Raw genomic sequence first — 15,987 nt, forward strand, 5'->3', positions numbered from 1 at the left:
AATTAGCTTAATTTACTAGCAACAGAAACGAGCTGCTGCGTTAATACGCTAATTTTTTCTGCTGTGGTTGGGTCGCTAATTTTTCCATCTTCGTCAAATACAGTAAATGCAGATGGGATAGCGAGCTGATCGGCAAGTACTAACGAGCCAATCCCGCTTAAAATATCGCGTACATGGTTTAAGCCGCGCAAACCACCAAGCCCACCCGGTGATGTAGCAAATAACGCCACTACTTTGTTGCGAAATGCGGGGACTGCGCCTTGCTCAGTTCGCGATGCCCAATCAATTGCATTTTTAAGTGCAGCAGTAATTGAGCCGTTGTACTCTGGGCTTGCTAGTAAAATACCATCAGCATTACGCAGTTTATCTTTTAATAGTTGGGCATCGGTGGGTGTGCCTTGCGCTTCAATGTCTTCGCTAAATAATGGCAAATTTAACTCAGCGAGTGTAATTACTTCCACTTCAGCACCGGTTTGCAGAGCAAAACGAGCTGCTTCGTTAATGAGTTTTTGGTTAAAGCTGTCTTTACGCAGGCTACCCGCGAGCGCGATAATTTTTGGTGCTGACATAATTAAGACCTTTTATTGGTTGGGTATGACACTAATGTAGCAAATTTTTGCTTGTAGAAAACCCGAATAAACGCAACACTTATGTGCGTATATGCACATAAGTAGAAGGTGGGTAGCGTGGCAATAAAATTTGACGACTGGCAAGACGTAAAAGTTGCCTTTGAAGTGGCAAGGCTAGGTACTTTGACCGCCGCAGCAGAGGCATTAAGTGTGCACCATAGCACAGTGCTGAGACGCATAAATAACTTAGAGAAAAACTTAAATGTACGGTTATTTCATCGCCATGCGCGCGGATATAAAGTAACCGAAAGCGGGGCAAAATTATTTGAAACCGCACAAGCAATAGATAACTCACTCGAAGGTTTACATAATGCCATTGCCGCAGCCGATAGTGAGCTCAGAGGGAGCTTGTTACTGACTACCGTAAGTGGTTTTATGGATATGCTAAGCAACGTGTGTGAGCAATTTCAAACATTGCATCCGCAAGTGCAGCTAGAAGTGATTTTAGAGCAAAAGCGCTTAAGGCTTGACCACGGACAAGCTCATATAGCAATACGTGTAGGCCCCAAACCTGATGAAGGCGACTATATAGCGCAGCACTTAGCTAAGCTATCGGCCGGCCTATATGCGCACAAACGTTATATTGCTAAACACGGCATGCCAAAAACCTTAGATGACTTAAAGCAGCATAATTTTATATCGGGTATTGCGGGATTTAATGCGCGTGTACCGTACTTTAGCTGGGTTGATGAGTTTATTCCTCAGTCGCAAATTAAATTAAGAGTATCAGAAACCTCAGAAGCGGCGCGCGCGGTTATTAAAGGCTTAGGCATAGGGGGGTTGCACCAAAGCGCGATAGAAAATAACCCCGACGTAGTGCCTATATTGCACGACAAATTACATTGGGAGTTTGACTCTTGGTTGGTTACTCACCATTTAGTACACCGCACCGCGAAAGTACAAGCTTTTGCTGGCTTATTAAAAACCTACTTTAGTAACATGCCACACGTTAAATAGTTTTTTTAACTTTAATGCCTAGGCGTTTGGCAAGCCTAACTAGGTTGGCTCTGTCGAGTTCAAGGGTTCGTGCAGTAGCTGCCCAATTATAATTATGCTGTTTTAATTGCTCGGTAATAACCGTAAATTGCAAAGATTCAACGGCCTGTTTTAAAGGCTGATGATGGGCAGTGTGGGCGGTAATTGGCGTGCTAACGTGCGCGTTGTTGTTTGGTTGTTGGGTTAAATCGCAGTGCTCGCTTGTAATTGTTATTATTGGGTTTTGCCACTGGCTTTGTTTAGCTTTTAATGCGCTGCGGCTAATAACATGCTCAAGCTCGCGTACATTACCAGGCCAACTGTATTGGTTGAGCAATACTTGCGCTTCAGTGCTTAGCTTTAATTGTTTAATACCTAATTTACGGGCAGTTTGTTCAATAAAATAACCAGCCAGTAAAGTTATGTCGTGCTCGCGTTTATTAAGTGGCGGCACGGTAATAGGGTAAACACTTAGCCGGTGATATAAATCGGCTCTAAAGCGGCCTTGCGCTACCTCATGTTTTAAATCACGATTAGTGGCTGCTATTACCCTTACATCCACATATTTTGGCGTGTCTTCTCCCACTGTTTGTATTTCACCACTTTGCAACACCCGCAATAATTTGCTTTGCATAGCCAATGGTAGCTCGCCAATTTCGTCTAAAAATAACGTGCCGCCATCAGCTAGCTGAAACTTACCTTGGCGGGCATTTTGTGCGCCAGTAAATGAGCCTTTGGCGTGGCCAAAAAACTCACTCTCTGCAAGGTTCTCGGGAAGAGAGGCACAATTTAAGTGAATCAGCGGTTGATCTTTTCGGGCAGAATTTAAGTGAATATTACGCGCTACTAGCTCTTTTCCTACGCCCGTTTCTCCTAACACCAATACACTAAAATTAGAGGCCGCTACGAGTTTTATTTCATTTTTAAGCGTTTGCATTACAGGGCTTTGGCCAATAATTTCGCCGCCATCGCGAGTAAGTGCATCACGCGTTAGCGCTTGTACAAGGGCGTTTGAATGCTGTGCATGGTGTTTGTAATGGGCAAGCTCCAGGGCTGTTTTAAAATGCGCACTGCACAGTGTTTGTAAGGTGCTTAGCGTATCCACGCTGATACTGCTAAAGGCATTTGCGTTTAAGCTATCGAATGTAAGCACGCCTAGCAAAGTGCTTTTATCGTAAAGGGGTAAACCTAAGCAAGCATGCACAGGAATATCGCCCGTTTTGGCCAGCAGCAGGCCGTCGTATGGGTCGGGCAGGGGGCAGTCGTGTGCAAACTGTAATGCGTGGTTTGCACTACAAATGGCCGCTAATCGAGGGTGCTCTGCTATTTTAAAGCGCCTACCAAGGCTATCGGGCATCAGACCTTTGATGGCTAAGGGCTTAAGTTGCTCGCCCTGCACCACAAGTAATGCACTGGCATCACTAGGTATTGCACGTTCAACCGTTGCCAATAATTGATCAAAGCTGTGCTCGTGCAGCGTGCTTTGGGCAAGCTCTAAAGCCACTTGGGTAAGGTTGAATTGTTGGTTCATGTCAAAATGACCTATTCGTGTTTTTATGATTTAAATTAGAGTGTGTCATAAAGACTCAATTTGTAAAGTGTTTATATTTAACTTACTGAATATTAGTGTTTTATTTTATTGGCACACTATGTGTAATAGCTAAGTAACGTTAATGGTTGCTGAGGTAGTTATGAACACACTTACACTAAATAATGTAAACAACCAGGTTGAGTTAGGCGCATTTTTTAAATCGCTATTATTTACTGCTAATACAGTATTAGGGCTTAGCGCTATTTGTATGGTTGTGAGCATTTTAATTAGTTACCCGTACGCAGAGCACTTTTCGATGCAGGTACAAATATCAGCGCATATTAGTACGATTGTAGTGGCAGCTATTTTAAAAGTTAGTTATGTGCTGCGTTGTGTTGCTCAACATGGTTTAGGGCAGGAAGTACGCTAATGCGCCCACTAAATTTAACAGAGCCAATGCCAGCGCACATAGCTATTCATCACGTAACAAAATGGCCGTTATGGATGCTTGCATTTAGACCCTACTTTTTAGCAGGCGGTTTGCTGGCATTTTTATCGATAGGGTATTGGCTACTTATTTTAACGGGCTATGCTAGTTGGCACTTAACCATGCCAGCCACACTTTGGCACGCGCACGAAATGCTGTTCGGCTTTGCAGGAGTGGTAGCCGTCGGTTTTTTACTTACGGCGGCACAAACTTGGACAGGCGTTGAAAGTATAAATGGCAAAGCACTTATGCTGCTTACTTTTGTATGGATAAGTGCTCGTTTAGCGTTTTTTATAAAGCTGGCTGATTTTGCTAATGCTAATTTATGGCTTGTTACTGTGCTACAGCTAGCATGGTGGCTAGGGGCAATTACGGCACTGGCTAATATGCTAATAACAGCACGCAGTAAAAATAATTACCCTTTTTTAGTTATTTTAAGCGTGTTGTGCGCCCTTAATACTCTTTATTTACTACTTGTTTTAAATAACAACATGCAGCTTGCATTAGCTGTGGTTGACACTGCGGTACTGGTTGTCAGTTTACTGGTCGGCATTGTAGCAGGGCGGGTTATTCCTTTTTTTACAGCTAAAGGCTTAGCGCTTAGCGAGCAAGTACGCACTCATAAAATTGATAAAGCACTGCTGTATTTATCAATATTGGCAATTACTTTATTTTTTATCAGTAAATTATTTTTAAGCTCAATTAGCCCTGCATTAATTGTTGCAATAGTGGCTGCGCTTCACTTAATTCGCGCAAAACTTTGGTGGCATGCAAACGTGCTAAAAGTGCCTTTATTATGGTCTTTGCATTTTTCTTATTCTGCTTTAGGTGTTGGCTTAATGATGATTGCACTGAGCTTTTACACAAGCGAAGTACATTTTAAAGATGCGCTCCACCTTATCACTATTGGCACAATAGGGATGATGATTTTAGCCATGATGACCCGTGTATCGCTAGGGCATACAGGGCGCACGCTTAATACACCTAAATATATATCTGTTGCTTTTGCGCTTGTGCTGGTGGCAGCTATTACTCGCTCCATACTCCCTTTAATTATTGCGCCACACTTTGCTTGGCAGATCAGTGCCTTGCTGTGGTTAGTGGCTTTTTTGTTATTTTTAATTTACTGCACACCTATATTAACGCGGCGTCGTGTTGATGGGCGCCGTGGTTAGTTTACCTACAGGACTACATTATGTTATCTGATAAAACCATTGAGATTGTTAAAAGCACTGTTCCGTTATTAGCGCAAGCCGGCACGGTTGTGACCGATCATTTTTATAAGCGACTATTTAGCCATAACCCAGAGCTTAAAAATATTTTTAATATGGCTAACCAAAACACCGGGCGCCAGCAATTTGCTTTGTTTAACGCCTTAGCGGCATACGCCCAAAATATTGATAACTTAGCGGTGTTAAAAGAGGCATTAGCGCGCATTAACCATAAGCACACCAGTTTAAATATTTTACCAGAGCACTACCCCATTGTTGGTGCTCACTTAATTGGCACCTTAAAAGAGCTAATACCAGAGCAGTTCACGCCGGATGTAGAATACGCTTGGCGTGAAGCTTACACACTGCTTGCTGATATTTGTATTACCGAAGAAGCGGCTTTATATGAGCACAGTAAAAATAAACACGGTGGTTGGGCGGGCACGCGCCAATTTGAAATAACCAACAAACAGGTTGAATCAGCACTCGTAACAAGTTTTACACTAACGCCTATAGATGGCAAAGCGGTGATTACCCATAAACCAGGCCAGTATTTAGGGGTTAAAGTTAAACCAGCGGGCGCTGAATATGAAGAAATTCGCCAGTATTCTATTTCACAAAAAGCCAATGGTAAAAACTACCGTATTAGCGTTAAAAAAGAGCTACAGCCAAAGCCTGGCATGGTGTCTAATTATTTACACTCACTAGCTCAAGGCGACGTAGTTGAACTGTACCCGCCGGCAGGTGATTTCTTTTTACGAAATAGTAAAAACCCAGCGGTACTTATTTCAGCAGGTGTAGGGCAAACCCCAATACTTGCGATGCTCGAAACGCTATTAAGCGATAACCCTAAGCAAAATATTATGTATTTACATGCGTGCGAAAATACGCAGCAGCACTCGTTTGCACACTATTTAAATGAATTAAGTACGGCTTATAACAGCTTGCAAACTATTACGTGGTTTAATCAAAGTAGTGAAGGGGCTGATTTTACAGGGTTAATGGACTTAACCGCCATAAAAACACAGTTACCTCTTACAAATGGCGATTTTTACTTATGTGGCCCCGCTGGGTTTATGGCGTTTGTGAAAAGCCAATTACTGGCACTCGGTGTTAAAAACGAGCATATTCATTACGAAGTGTTTGGTCCGCATCAAGACTTATAAACCAAGTGAAAAACGATAAAGGCACACAGTATTAATGCTGTGTGCCTTTTTAATAGTATTTTATTGTGCTTTACAACTTACGTTTTTAAGCTCAATAGACATATCTTTTTTAGGATAATAAAGCACGCACTGCTTGTCGATTATTTGTAAAACAAACTTTTCTGGCTTGATATTATGCGCGCCCATTATGGGCATACCATTTGAGTCTTTACTATTTCCATGGCTTAATAATAGCTCGCTGCGTTTAGTAAAAACGGTGTCGGCCAGTGTAACTAGTGTGCCGCCCTTTGCTTTTATAATCGCTTGCTGGAGCGTGGCTATAACGCCTGGGTTTACCTCGGTTAGTAGTGCAGGCTTAGCAGTGGCATTATTCATACTGTTACAGCCTCCAATAAATAATAAGGTTAATATTGCCAGTAGTTTAGCCATTACTTATCCTTATTTAACGTAGGCCATGTTAAATCCATATTGCCACGGTTAACGTTATTAGGTGCGTTTAAAGGTAATAGCTGCTTGCTATCGCCAGCAGCGCTTTGTACTTGCGTTTTAATACTCGCAGAGGCGGTGCTAACAGGGCACGTGCCGTTATTATCAATATGATAAAGCGCAGTAGAGAGTATCCCTTCGTTTGGATCGCCTAATTGATTATCAAAGTCGTCACTGACTACACAGCCTTTTACATCAGCATCAAACTGCGGTGTAGGCGTTGGCGTAAAGCCTGCTGCATATTCACCAAACCCTTTACTGTTAATACCGCTAAATTGAATGGTGTAATAGGTGGTGCCACAGTTATGTGTTGGGGTAAAACCGTATGGTTTACCGCAGGTTGTGTCGCCAATGAGCACAACTTCGGCGTCAATGCCTTTTAAGCCATTAATAAAGGCTTCTGATGCCGAACACGTACCCGATGTACTAAGCACATACACCTTAGATAGGTTTAAATCGGGGAGGCTTTCGCCAGTGCTAAAAAAAGTTGAGTAATCAATTTCTTCATCTATAAACGGAAAAGGCGACTCTACCGGTTGTTTATCGTTTTGCTGAGTTTGGTAATAAATACGGTTTTGAATGTTGGCGCTGCCCGCCACCATGTAAGCCAGCTGCGAAGAAAGCGCTAATAAACCGCCTCCGTTATATCTAAAGTCGATAACAAGCTCTTCTACGTTATCGGTTTTAAATTTATTAACTGCAGCAATTAAGCCTTCTTGGGCAATACCTATATGGCTATTAAACTGCATGTACCCTACGCTAGTGCCATTTGCAGTGGTAATGGTTTTTACGTTTTGTACAGGTGTTTGCTCTATGTTGCCGGCAGTTACGTTAAAGGTTTTTTCAGCGCCATCGTTACTGCGCACAACGATGGTGTGCGAGTCGCCATTAGTGGGGCTAAATAATCCTTCGTTTAAGGTATCTACGCCTGCTTGTGTGCTGGTATTAATGCTTACGCCATCAACTTCAAGTACGGTATCGCCACGTTGAAAACCAATTTGGCTTGCTGGTGAGTCGTCTTCTAGGTAGGCAACACGTAAAATTCTATCAGCTGGGTCGCCAATAAATGCCCAATTTATACCATAGCCTGAGGTTACACCTGATTGCGCTTCTTGAAAGTAGTCCTCAGAAGGCTCTGAAAAATGAAAATTATCTTTTTTATCACCAGAGTCGGTTAGTTCTTCGGTTTTTAGTTGGGCAAAATAATCGGCCACTGTAGCAAAGTTTTCAGGGTCGTTATCGGCTATTTCATCATACCAAAGGTAGGTTTCGTCGCTCCACGAGCGAAGCCAAAGCTTTTCGTAAAGTGCTGAGCCTGCTTGGTCAGGGTAGGGCTCATTATTATTAAACGGATCGTTACCTGTGCGTGGGTTTTCGCAAAAGTTTTTTAACTCCTCCGATGGCTCAAATACACCTGCCGTCCATGTCGGGGCTGTGTTTGCAGGAGGTGTGACGACTGGGTCGGGCGTTTCATTCATGCTGCTACCACCGCCACAGCCCACAAGCGTTAGGCTTGAAAGTGCAGCAATAATAGCGAGTGTTGCTTTATTATTTTTAAACATACAAAACTACTTTTTGTAAATAAGTTGTTTAAAATACTACAACACCCGCTCATTTATTCAACGTATTAGGTTCTAAATTATGTAAATGAGTGTATACATTTAGGTGTGCTACAGCTTACTTGCGCTGCTTTTATCTGCAAATGCTTGTTTTTGCCAGGCATCAAATAGCTTTTGTTGTTTAGCTGATATTTTTAAGCCGTATGTTTTTTGCATATAGGCGTAGGTGTCGGCAATGCGCTTACGGGCATAAAAAGGAGGCTCTACAACGCGTTGTTTAAAGTTAACCTTTACTTGGCAGCGGCCATATTGGGTAGCGTTTTCGCTAAGCATGCCAAAGCGATAGTTAGAGCGATCTGCGTTAATTTCGCCAATAGCAGGGGCTAAATTGTTTATATCGGCTTCCATTTTTCTAAATTTAGCACTGACCTTGCGACAGTTTTTACGACCACCGTTTTGCCAGCATTGTAGCTGGTGACCAAATTCCCACGCCGGCACTATATGCTCCCACTCTATACGCAGTGCACGTACATTAACCTTGCCAGAGGAAGTTAACGTATTACGTGGAATATAACCACAGTTGCTAGGGTCGGGGATTAGCTTTTTACCTTGTTTTTTAATGTTGCAGCCGCAGTAAAGGCTTTTGGCGTTTTCGGGTAGGGTTTTAATTAAGTGCCTTTTAGCCGTTGAAAAACGGGTAAATTCTTCACTCGATGCAGAAAAACAAATACAACAAGCCACAAAGGCCAAAATAAATTTAAGCATATCCATCACATACGTGAACTACAGGAGGCGCTAGTCTAAAGTTTTGCTGCTAAAAGATAAAGCCTGAACAAATTTGAATCCGCAATGCTTAGTACACTCTATACTGATATAAAAATAGCGAGGAGATGACTATGCTAGGTGCTTTTTCAATAAGTTTAACAGTTAAAGATATTAGAGCCTCAAAAGCGTTTTACGAAAAGTTGGGCTTTAGCGAGTTTGCAGGTGAGATAGAGCAAAACTGGCTAGTGATGAAAAACGGTGAGCATTTAATTGGTTTGTTCTCGGGTATGTTTGATAAAAACATGCTGACCTTCAATCCTGGCTGGGATCAAAACGCACAAACCGTTACAGAGTTTAAGGATGTTGATGCGCTTAGCGAATATTTTCAAAACGCTCATATCCAGGTTGAACCTGTGGGTGATAAAAGTTTTATTATTACCGACCCAGACGGCAACCCTATTTTGATTGACCAACACGTGTAAGTTTTTTTAGCCTAACGTTTTGTATTAATAAAATAATACCGCATAAACAAAATAGTACGCTGGTGGCTGCAAAACTGATGAGAAGCGGGTTGTTAAAATCTTCACGCTCGTCGTAATCCATTATGTGTAGCATCCAAAAAAAGTCGAATATGTGCCATAGTGTGCTGCGAACGGTGATAACTTTGCCGTTAATTGCATTTAAATACAGCGTAGTATTAAAGGTGTCGTTAAATTGTACTTGCCACACATTTGTTTTGTATCCCACCTCTCGAGTGCCTTGTTTTAAAAGCGTTGTGCTAATTGGCTTAGCATCGATGAGTAAATGCGCTTGTGCATTAGCGGTAATTTGTATTTTAGTCGGTGGCTGAAAAGGGCGGCCCGTTAAACCATTAAAGCTTTGCTGCTCGCCACTATTAATAACAGTAATAAGCGGGGTCGTTAAAAAGTGCTCAAACACTATTTGCGTGGGGTTAGGCACTTGCGCAGTAATATTATCGAGTGATGTGGGGTAGTCTGCTTGAGTAAATGGGTTTGTAAGTATGCGCTTAGCAAGGTGTTTACCGTGTACGTATTCAAGTGGTATCGCGCTCATTACTAAGCCGCCTAAAAGCCAAGCTAAAATTTGTAAGGCAAGTAAATAGCCTAGCCACTTATGTAGTTTTCGAGCGCGCTTAAATAGTTGTTTTCTCATTTTGTGCTTCTTATTATTTTTAGCGTTAGTGTATTACAGCAGCCCATGCTTTTACTGCGGCATTTTGTCGCAGTTATTCATAAGCTTACTCTAACTTTATAAAAATAATAAAAAGGAGCGGTAAAAAATCAGTGAGGCTGTGTTTAATGCTCACGTAAGGCATTTATTAGCCCTTGTTTGCTCATTTTTGAGCGGCCGCTAATGCCGAGCTCTTTAGCTTTATTGTACAGCTGCTTTTTAGTGCGCTGCTCATACTTTGAGGCTTTGCCGCCTTTAACTGCGGTTTTATGAGTATTGCTATTAGCAATGCGCGCGGCTTTTTGTTTGCTCATGCCTTCATCTCGAAGCGCATCGTACTGATCGTCGTTTTTAATTTGCGGGCCATGATCTGCCATAATTGTCCTCCTGAAGCGTTTAATTACACAGTGTGTGTATAACTTTCATACATAAACGGTAAAATTAAGCGTAACTAGCCTAACCCGTTTTATAAGGCAAATTAGATGCCAATGGCGTTTAAACAGGTATTTTCTATTAATAAAGCCATGTTTAGCGCTTAGTTGATTTGGTATAAAAGTAAAACTGCGTTAAAGTTTGCGATGAAACTATAAGAGGGTAAAAAGCAGACAATGTCGGAAATTCAATTTTTAAATGTAGATCTAGAGCTTGAGTCTAAACAAGATATTAGTGCCCTAGTGGCAGACTTAAAGAAAAACGCGATGGTTTTGCATTATGACAAAGACGAATATCGTCAATTGGCGCGTATTGAAGCCTCAGGTGATATAACCACGCCAGACAAAGCAATCAACCACTTATGTGAATTAATAGAGTCGTGTTCACGTAATGCGCTTAAGCAGTGGCTAAGCTGTTCGCGCAGAACGTTTGATATAGGCTTTGAGTCGGGCACGTCACCTAAGTGTTTTAACCAAGCTCTACATGCAGATACACTGCTACGTATATCTGCAATTGGCGCTGGTATGGAAATAACGATTTACCCTATCGAAAAGTAGCCATAGTTAATTATTTGCGCTCGACAACCGCTGCGGTCATTTTTGATACGCAGCAAAGCTCGCCGCGGCTATTGGTTATTTTTATTTCCCATACAGAACTGCGCTTACCAATATGAAATGCACGAGTAACGGCGGTTAAAGTGCCATTTCGAGAGGCCTTTAAGTGGCTGGCGCTAATTTCCTGTCCAACACAATAAAATTTTGTAAAGTCCACTACAAAGTTAGCGGCGTAGCTTGCTACGGTTTCAGCAAGTACCACATTTGCGCCACCATGTACCATACCAATAGGATTATGATGCTCAGGAATAGCAGGCATGGTAGCCACTAGGTAATCATCTCCTATTTCGGTTATTTCTATGCCCATGGTTTTCATCAGCGTGCCTTGGCCGTTTATTCCCTCATCTAACTGTTTGCAAAGCTCTAATGTGATGGGTTGATGCCAAATACTCATAATTACTCCTTTATATTGAAAGCAAATTTATAGCATTTTAAATACTGAACGTCTGTAATTACCTAAAATTTATCCAGGTGCGGTGTATTTAGCTATTTTAAAGCACAATTTAAATTTGCGATTTTTATTTAACTGTATATACTCACAGTTAAATGTACTGTATGGAAAACCAGTTGTATGCGACCATTAACTAAACGCCAAGCTCAAATACTCGAACTAATAAAAGTTTTTATTAAAGACACTGGTATGCCTCCTACACGTGCCGAAATTGCGCAAACACTCGGTTTTAAAAGTGCCAATGCCGCAGAAGAGCACTTAAAAGCGCTTGCCAAAAAAGGTGTTATTAAAATGAAACCAGGCGCAAGCCGTGGTATTCAATTGGTTGAAGAAGAGGAGCCTGAGCAACTAGGTCTACCATTAATAGGTAGAGTTGCAGCGGGTTCGCCTATTTTGGCGCAAGAACATGTTGAGAGTCACTGTAAAATAGACCCACTTATGTTTAAACCAGCCGCCGACTTTTTATTGCGTGTTAACGGCATGAGTATGAAAGATATAGGTATTATGGATGGCGACTTACTTGCTGTACACCGTACTCAAACAGCAGAAAACGGCCAAGTTGTGGTTGCACGAGTAGATGAAGACGTAACCGTAAAACGCCTAGAAAAAGCAGGCCGAAAAGTATTATTACACGCCGAAAACGAAGAGTTTACGCCAATTGAAGTAGACCTTGAAAACGAATCTTTTAATATTGAAGGGTTAGCCGTTGGCGTAATAAGAAATGCCGACTGGATGTAATTTTTAACTGTTTTTAAGTAATATCTATAAATGCGCACTTTTTAGTGTGCATTTTTGTTTTAAAAACAGACCTTCCACCATCTCAAAGCGCCCTAAAATTATTTAGGCTGTAAACTTTTTTTCACTCATACTTTTATCTTCCTAGGCGTGTTACATCCCTTAATTTTGCTCGTATCTTGGCTGTTAAATAACAATTTAATACGCCGTCATTTAGTCAATTTTAAAATATCACTTGATTGTTTTTTATACTAAAACTTGCTTGTTGTACGTTTTTTAGCTAATCATTAATGTGCTGGACTAACAATAACTCACAGCTTTTTAGTTATGAGAACACACAATATACACAAACCTTTTGTTGTCCTAGCGATACCAATTAAAAATAAGATTGGTTAAAAAATAAAAATAACGAATTGGCGTTTAAGCCGTATGCCTCTTCGCTTTGCATTCGCAATAGCATCAAAGGAGCCGTCACATGGGTAAACTGACCTCTACCTTGTGGCTTGTGTTGATTATGTTCCCGCAGCAAGTGCTGGCTAATAGCCAATACAATATGCGCAAGGGCGTAACCGATATAAGTAATAATGTATATCAGCTACACATGACCATATTTTTAATATGTTGTGTGATTGGGGTGATAGTGTTCGCAATAATGTTTTGGGCACTGATTCATCACCGTAAATCTAAAGGGGCAGTTCCTGCCCAATTTCATGAAAGTACCAAAGTAGAAATTCTTTGGACTGCCATTCCGTTTGTTATTTTAATTGCCATGGCAATCCCTGCCACTAAAACCCTCATTGCGATGGAAGATGCCAGTAAGGCTGACTTAACCATTAAAATTACAGGGTCACAGTGGAAGTGGCATTATGAATATATGGGCGAAGACGTAGAGTTTTACTCTATTTTATCTACCCCTCAAGACGAAATAGCCAACCTTGCTAATAAAAACCCTAATTACTTACTTGAGGTTGATAAACCTTTAGTACTGCCAATTAATCAAAAGGTGCGTTTTTTAATGACCTCTGATGATGTTATTCACTCTTGGTGGGTACCCGATTTTGCCGTTAAAAAAGATGCCAATCCGGGGTTTATCAACGAAACGTGGACCAACATTAACGAAGAAGGTATTTACCGAGGACAGTGTGCAGAGCTGTGCGGTAAAGATCATGGTTTTATGCCCGTGGTGGTTGAAGCTAAATCGCAAGAGGACTTTAACGCATGGCTTGCAGATGCTAAGCAAGCTAAGCAAAAAGCCGCACTTGCTGATGAAGCACTGCTTGAGACAACAATTCCTAAAGAAGAGCTAATGACACTAGGTGAGCAAGTGTATATGGCAAGTTGCGCTGCGTGTCATCAACCTACAGGTATGGGCTTACCGGGCGTATTTCCTGCGTTAAAAGGCAGCCCCATTGTTTTGGGTGATATAAAAGATCACATTGATGTAGTGATTCATGGCCGCCCAGGAACTGCAATGCAGGCATTTGCAAAGCAGCTCTCAATTAAACAACTTGCAGCGGTAATTACCTATAAACGTAATGCGTGGGGTAATGAAACGGGTGATGTCATCCAACCTAGTGAAATTCAGGCAGCACTTGATGCGGAGGCGAACTAATGAGTAGCATAGTAGAACAACCTAACGCCAATGACGCTCACCACGGCCACCACCCAGCCAAAGGTTTTAAACGTTGGTTATACACAACAAACCATAAAGATATTGGCAGCATGTACTTAATTTTTTCGCTGACTATGTTTTTAATTGGCGGTGCAATGGCCATGGTTATTCGGGCTGAGTTATTTCAGCCAGGATTACAATTGGTAGACCCACACTTTTTTAACCAAATGACCACAGTACACGGTTTAATTATGGTGTTTGGTGCTGTAATGCCAGCCTTTACGGGACTTGCTAACTGGATGGTACCGCTCATGATTGGCGCGCCAGATATGGCACTGCCTAGAATGAACAACTGGAGCTTTTGGATTTTACCCTTCGCTTTTTTAATTTTATTGGCCTCGTTATTAATGCCTGGAGGCGGCCCCGCATTTGGCTGGACGTTCTATGCGCCGCTTTCAACAACGTACAGTAACGACAACACCGCAATGTTTGTGTTTGCAGTGCACATTATGGGGATTAGCTCAATTATGGGCGCAATAAACGTAATTGTGACCATTGTTAATTTACGTGCCCCAGGCATGACATGGATGAAACTACCATTATTTGTTTGGACATGGCTAATAACCGCATTTTTATTAATTGCTGTTATGCCCGTACTGGCCGGAGCGGTCACTATGGTGCTCACCGATAAATACTTTGGAACCAGCTTTTTTGATGCGGCAGGCGGCGGCGATCCGGTGATGTTTCAGCACATATTTTGGTTTTTTGGCCATCCCGAAGTGTACATCATGATTTTACCCGCCTTTGGTATTATTTCGACCATAGTGCCTACATTCTCACGTAAAAAACTATTTGGTTATGCTTCAATGGTTTACGCAACCTCCTCTATTGCATTACTGAGCTTTATAGTGTGGGCGCATCATATGTTTACGACTGGTATGCCCGTTGCTGGCGAGCTATTTTTTATGTACGCGACCATGCTGATATCGGTGCCTACAGGGGTAAAAGTCTTTAACTGGGTAGCCACTATGTGGCGAGGGTCAATAAGTTTTGAAGTGCCCATGCTATTTAGTATTGCCTTTATTGTGCTGTTTACTTTAGGGGGCTTTTCGGGGCTGATGTTGGCTATAACCCCTGCTGATTTTCAGTATCACGATACTTACTTTGTGGTGGCGCACTTTCATTACGTGTTAGTTACGGGGGCAATATTTTCGATTATGGCGGGGGCTTATTATTGGCTGCCTAAGTGGACGGGCAACATGTACAACATTGCCTTGGCTAAGTGGCATTTTTGGTTATCGCTGGTAAGCGTAAATGTATTGTTTTTCCCTATGCATTTTGTAGGGCTGGCAGGCATGCCGCGCCGTATTCCCGATTACGCCCTGCAGTTTGCTGATTTTAACGCAATCATAAGCATAGGTGGGTTTGCCTTTGGTTTATCGCAGTTACTCTTTGTGGCGGTGGTAATTAAATGTGCCCGAGGGGGCGATAAAGTCCCTGCAAAAGTATGGGATGGTGCTGAAGGTTTAGAGTGGGAAGTGGACTCTCCTGCGCCGTATCATACTTTTTCTACGCCGCCGGAAATTAAATAATGACACATGCACCGCTATTAAAGCGCCTAATTCTTATTTGTATAGGTATGTTTGCTTTTGCATTTGCCTTAGTGCCCTTATATGACGTGTTTTGCGACATAACTGGGCTTAATGGCAAGCCGTCGCTTGAGCAAGCTAAACAAAGTACACAGGTTGCACAAAACCGAGAAATAGGTGTGAGCTTTACAACCCATGCGCAAAGTGGTGCGCCGTTTATTGTTAAATCTAAAGAATACAGTGTTGATGTGAAACCAGGTGCCATGCGTGAGGTAATGTTTAGCGCAAAAAACACCAGTGATATTGATAAAGTAATGCAAGCGGTGCCTTCTGTATCGCCCGGAAAGGCAGCCAAGTACTTACATAAAATAGCGTGCTTTTGCTTTGATCAACAACCGCTAAAAGCGGGTGAAGAGCTTGAGTTTAAGCTGCTGTTTTATGTTGATACTGCACTGCCGAGTGATGTAGAAGAGCTAACTTTATCGTACACCGTATTTGATATTAGTGAGCAGCTAGTAGCAAGTAATAACTAGCCTGCATGTCTAGTGTAAAAC

Annotated in this window: 18 protein-coding genes; 10 read left to right on the plus strand and 8 right to left on the minus strand. The window is 42.0% G+C overall.

The features are described 5' to 3' along the window. Window positions 1–2: 2 nt before the first annotated feature. A complete protein-coding gene (locus PAT01_RS09885) occupies window positions 3–569 on the minus strand; it encodes an NADPH-dependent FMN reductase (RefSeq protein WP_126008546.1) in 567 nt (188 codons plus the stop codon). Window positions 570–686: 117 nt separating this feature from the next. Between PAT01_RS09885 and PAT01_RS09890 the strand changes: the two genes are divergently transcribed. Continuing rightward, window positions 687–1,586 (plus strand): LysR family transcriptional regulator, encoded by a 900-nt coding sequence (locus tag PAT01_RS09890; protein WP_024033926.1) that lies wholly within the window; start codon window positions 687–689, stop codon window positions 1,584–1,586. On the opposite strand, the gene norR is transcribed toward PAT01_RS09890, so the two are convergent. Beyond that, entirely contained in the window at window positions 1,579–3,135 is a 1,557-nt protein-coding gene (gene norR, locus PAT01_RS09895; protein ID WP_126008544.1) for a nitric oxide reductase transcriptional regulator NorR, read from the minus strand. The genes PAT01_RS09890 and norR overlap by 8 nt on opposite strands. Window positions 3,136–3,295: 160 nt before the next feature. On the opposite strand from norR, the gene PAT01_RS09900 reads away from it, so the two are divergent. From PAT01_RS09900 to hmpA, 3 genes are read left to right on the plus strand one after another with little or no spacing between them, the layout of a single operon-like run. Beyond that, window positions 3,296–3,565 carry a hypothetical protein gene (locus PAT01_RS09900; RefSeq protein WP_055255306.1) on the plus strand — a complete coding sequence of 90 codons (270 nt, stop codon included), beginning with the start codon at window positions 3,296–3,298 and terminating at the stop codon, window positions 3,563–3,565. Then, the gene (locus tag PAT01_RS09905; RefSeq protein ID WP_126008542.1) at window positions 3,565–4,797 is read left to right on the plus strand and encodes an NnrS family protein; all 1,233 of its coding nucleotides are present in this window, start codon (window positions 3,565–3,567) and stop codon (window positions 4,795–4,797) included. The genes PAT01_RS09900 and PAT01_RS09905 overlap by 1 nt, the downstream gene beginning before the upstream one ends. A 20-nt stretch (window positions 4,798–4,817) precedes the next feature. Continuing rightward, window positions 4,818–5,999, plus strand: coding sequence for an NO-inducible flavohemoprotein (hmpA, locus tag PAT01_RS09910; protein ID WP_154945407.1), 1,182 nt, complete (start codon window positions 4,818–4,820; stop codon window positions 5,997–5,999). A gap of 60 nt (window positions 6,000–6,059) precedes the next feature. On the opposite strand, the gene PAT01_RS09915 is transcribed toward hmpA, so the two are convergent. The 3 genes from PAT01_RS09915 to PAT01_RS09925 all read right to left on the minus strand — a co-directional run bounded on the left by PAT01_RS09915 (window position 6,060) and on the right by PAT01_RS09925 (window position 8,815). After that, a complete protein-coding gene (locus PAT01_RS09915; RefSeq protein ID WP_126008538.1) occupies window positions 6,060–6,428 on the minus strand; it encodes a hypothetical protein in 369 nt (122 codons plus the stop codon). Beyond that, window positions 6,428–8,047, minus strand: a complete 1,620-nt coding sequence (locus PAT01_RS09920) for a S41 family peptidase (RefSeq protein WP_126008536.1) — start codon at window positions 8,045–8,047, stop codon at window positions 6,428–6,430. The genes PAT01_RS09915 and PAT01_RS09920 overlap by 1 nt, the downstream gene beginning before the upstream one ends. 108 nt (window positions 8,048–8,155) lie before the next feature. Next, window positions 8,156–8,815: an endonuclease gene (locus PAT01_RS09925; protein ID WP_126008534.1), complete on the minus strand. Its 660-nt coding sequence runs from the start codon at window positions 8,813–8,815 to the stop codon at window positions 8,156–8,158. A gap of 125 nt (window positions 8,816–8,940) precedes the next feature. On the opposite strand from PAT01_RS09925, the gene PAT01_RS09930 reads away from it, so the two are divergent. After that, window positions 8,941–9,291: a VOC family protein gene (locus PAT01_RS09930; RefSeq protein ID WP_054983318.1), complete on the plus strand. Its 351-nt coding sequence runs from the start codon at window positions 8,941–8,943 to the stop codon at window positions 9,289–9,291. On the opposite strand, the gene PAT01_RS09935 is transcribed toward PAT01_RS09930, so the two are convergent. Both PAT01_RS09935 and PAT01_RS09940 read right to left on the minus strand, forming a co-directional pair. Further along, window positions 9,266–9,982: a hypothetical protein gene (locus PAT01_RS09935; protein WP_126008532.1), complete on the minus strand. Its 717-nt coding sequence runs from the start codon at window positions 9,980–9,982 to the stop codon at window positions 9,266–9,268. The genes PAT01_RS09930 and PAT01_RS09935 overlap by 26 nt on opposite strands. 143 nt (window positions 9,983–10,125) lie before the next feature. Further along, a complete protein-coding gene (locus PAT01_RS09940) occupies window positions 10,126–10,377 on the minus strand; it encodes a DUF7218 family protein (RefSeq protein ID WP_241232283.1) in 252 nt (83 codons plus the stop codon). 231 nt (window positions 10,378–10,608) lie between these two features. Here PAT01_RS09940 and PAT01_RS09945 point away from each other — a divergent pair, with 231 nt between their 5' ends. Continuing rightward, entirely contained in the window at window positions 10,609–10,989 is a 381-nt protein-coding gene (locus PAT01_RS09945; RefSeq protein ID WP_004589368.1) for a hypothetical protein, read from the plus strand. 10 nt (window positions 10,990–10,999) lie between these two features. Here PAT01_RS09945 and PAT01_RS09950 read toward each other — a convergent pair whose 3' ends face one another. Next, window positions 11,000–11,440: a PaaI family thioesterase gene (locus PAT01_RS09950; protein ID WP_004589367.1), complete on the minus strand. Its 441-nt coding sequence runs from the start codon at window positions 11,438–11,440 to the stop codon at window positions 11,000–11,002. A gap of 177 nt (window positions 11,441–11,617) precedes the next feature. Here PAT01_RS09950 and lexA point away from each other — a divergent pair, with 177 nt between their 5' ends. The 4 genes from lexA to PAT01_RS09970 all read left to right on the plus strand — a co-directional run bounded on the left by lexA (window position 11,618) and on the right by PAT01_RS09970 (window position 15,966). Further along, on the plus strand, window positions 11,618–12,235 hold the full coding sequence (lexA, locus tag PAT01_RS09955; RefSeq protein WP_004588213.1) for a transcriptional repressor LexA: 618 nt from the start codon (window positions 11,618–11,620) through the stop codon (window positions 12,233–12,235). Between the two features lie 472 nt (window positions 12,236–12,707). After that, window positions 12,708–13,844 carry a cytochrome c oxidase subunit II gene (coxB, locus tag PAT01_RS09960; RefSeq protein WP_154945408.1) on the plus strand — a complete coding sequence of 379 codons (1,137 nt, stop codon included), beginning with the start codon at window positions 12,708–12,710 and terminating at the stop codon, window positions 13,842–13,844. Further along, window positions 13,844–15,436 (plus strand): cytochrome c oxidase subunit I, encoded by a 1,593-nt coding sequence (gene ctaD, locus PAT01_RS09965; RefSeq protein ID WP_004588215.1) that lies wholly within the window; start codon window positions 13,844–13,846, stop codon window positions 15,434–15,436. The genes coxB and ctaD overlap by 1 nt, the downstream gene beginning before the upstream one ends. Continuing rightward, complete coding sequence (locus PAT01_RS09970; protein WP_004588216.1) at window positions 15,436–15,966, plus strand: cytochrome c oxidase assembly protein; 531 nt, start codon at window positions 15,436–15,438, stop codon at window positions 15,964–15,966. Before ctaD ends, PAT01_RS09970 begins: the two co-directional genes overlap by 1 nt. Window positions 15,967–15,987: the final 21 nt, after the last annotated feature.

It is taken from the genome of Pseudoalteromonas atlantica, from assembly GCA_007988745.1.
In the GTDB taxonomy this organism is placed as follows: Bacteria; Pseudomonadota; Gammaproteobacteria; order Enterobacterales; family Alteromonadaceae; genus Pseudoalteromonas; species Pseudoalteromonas atlantica.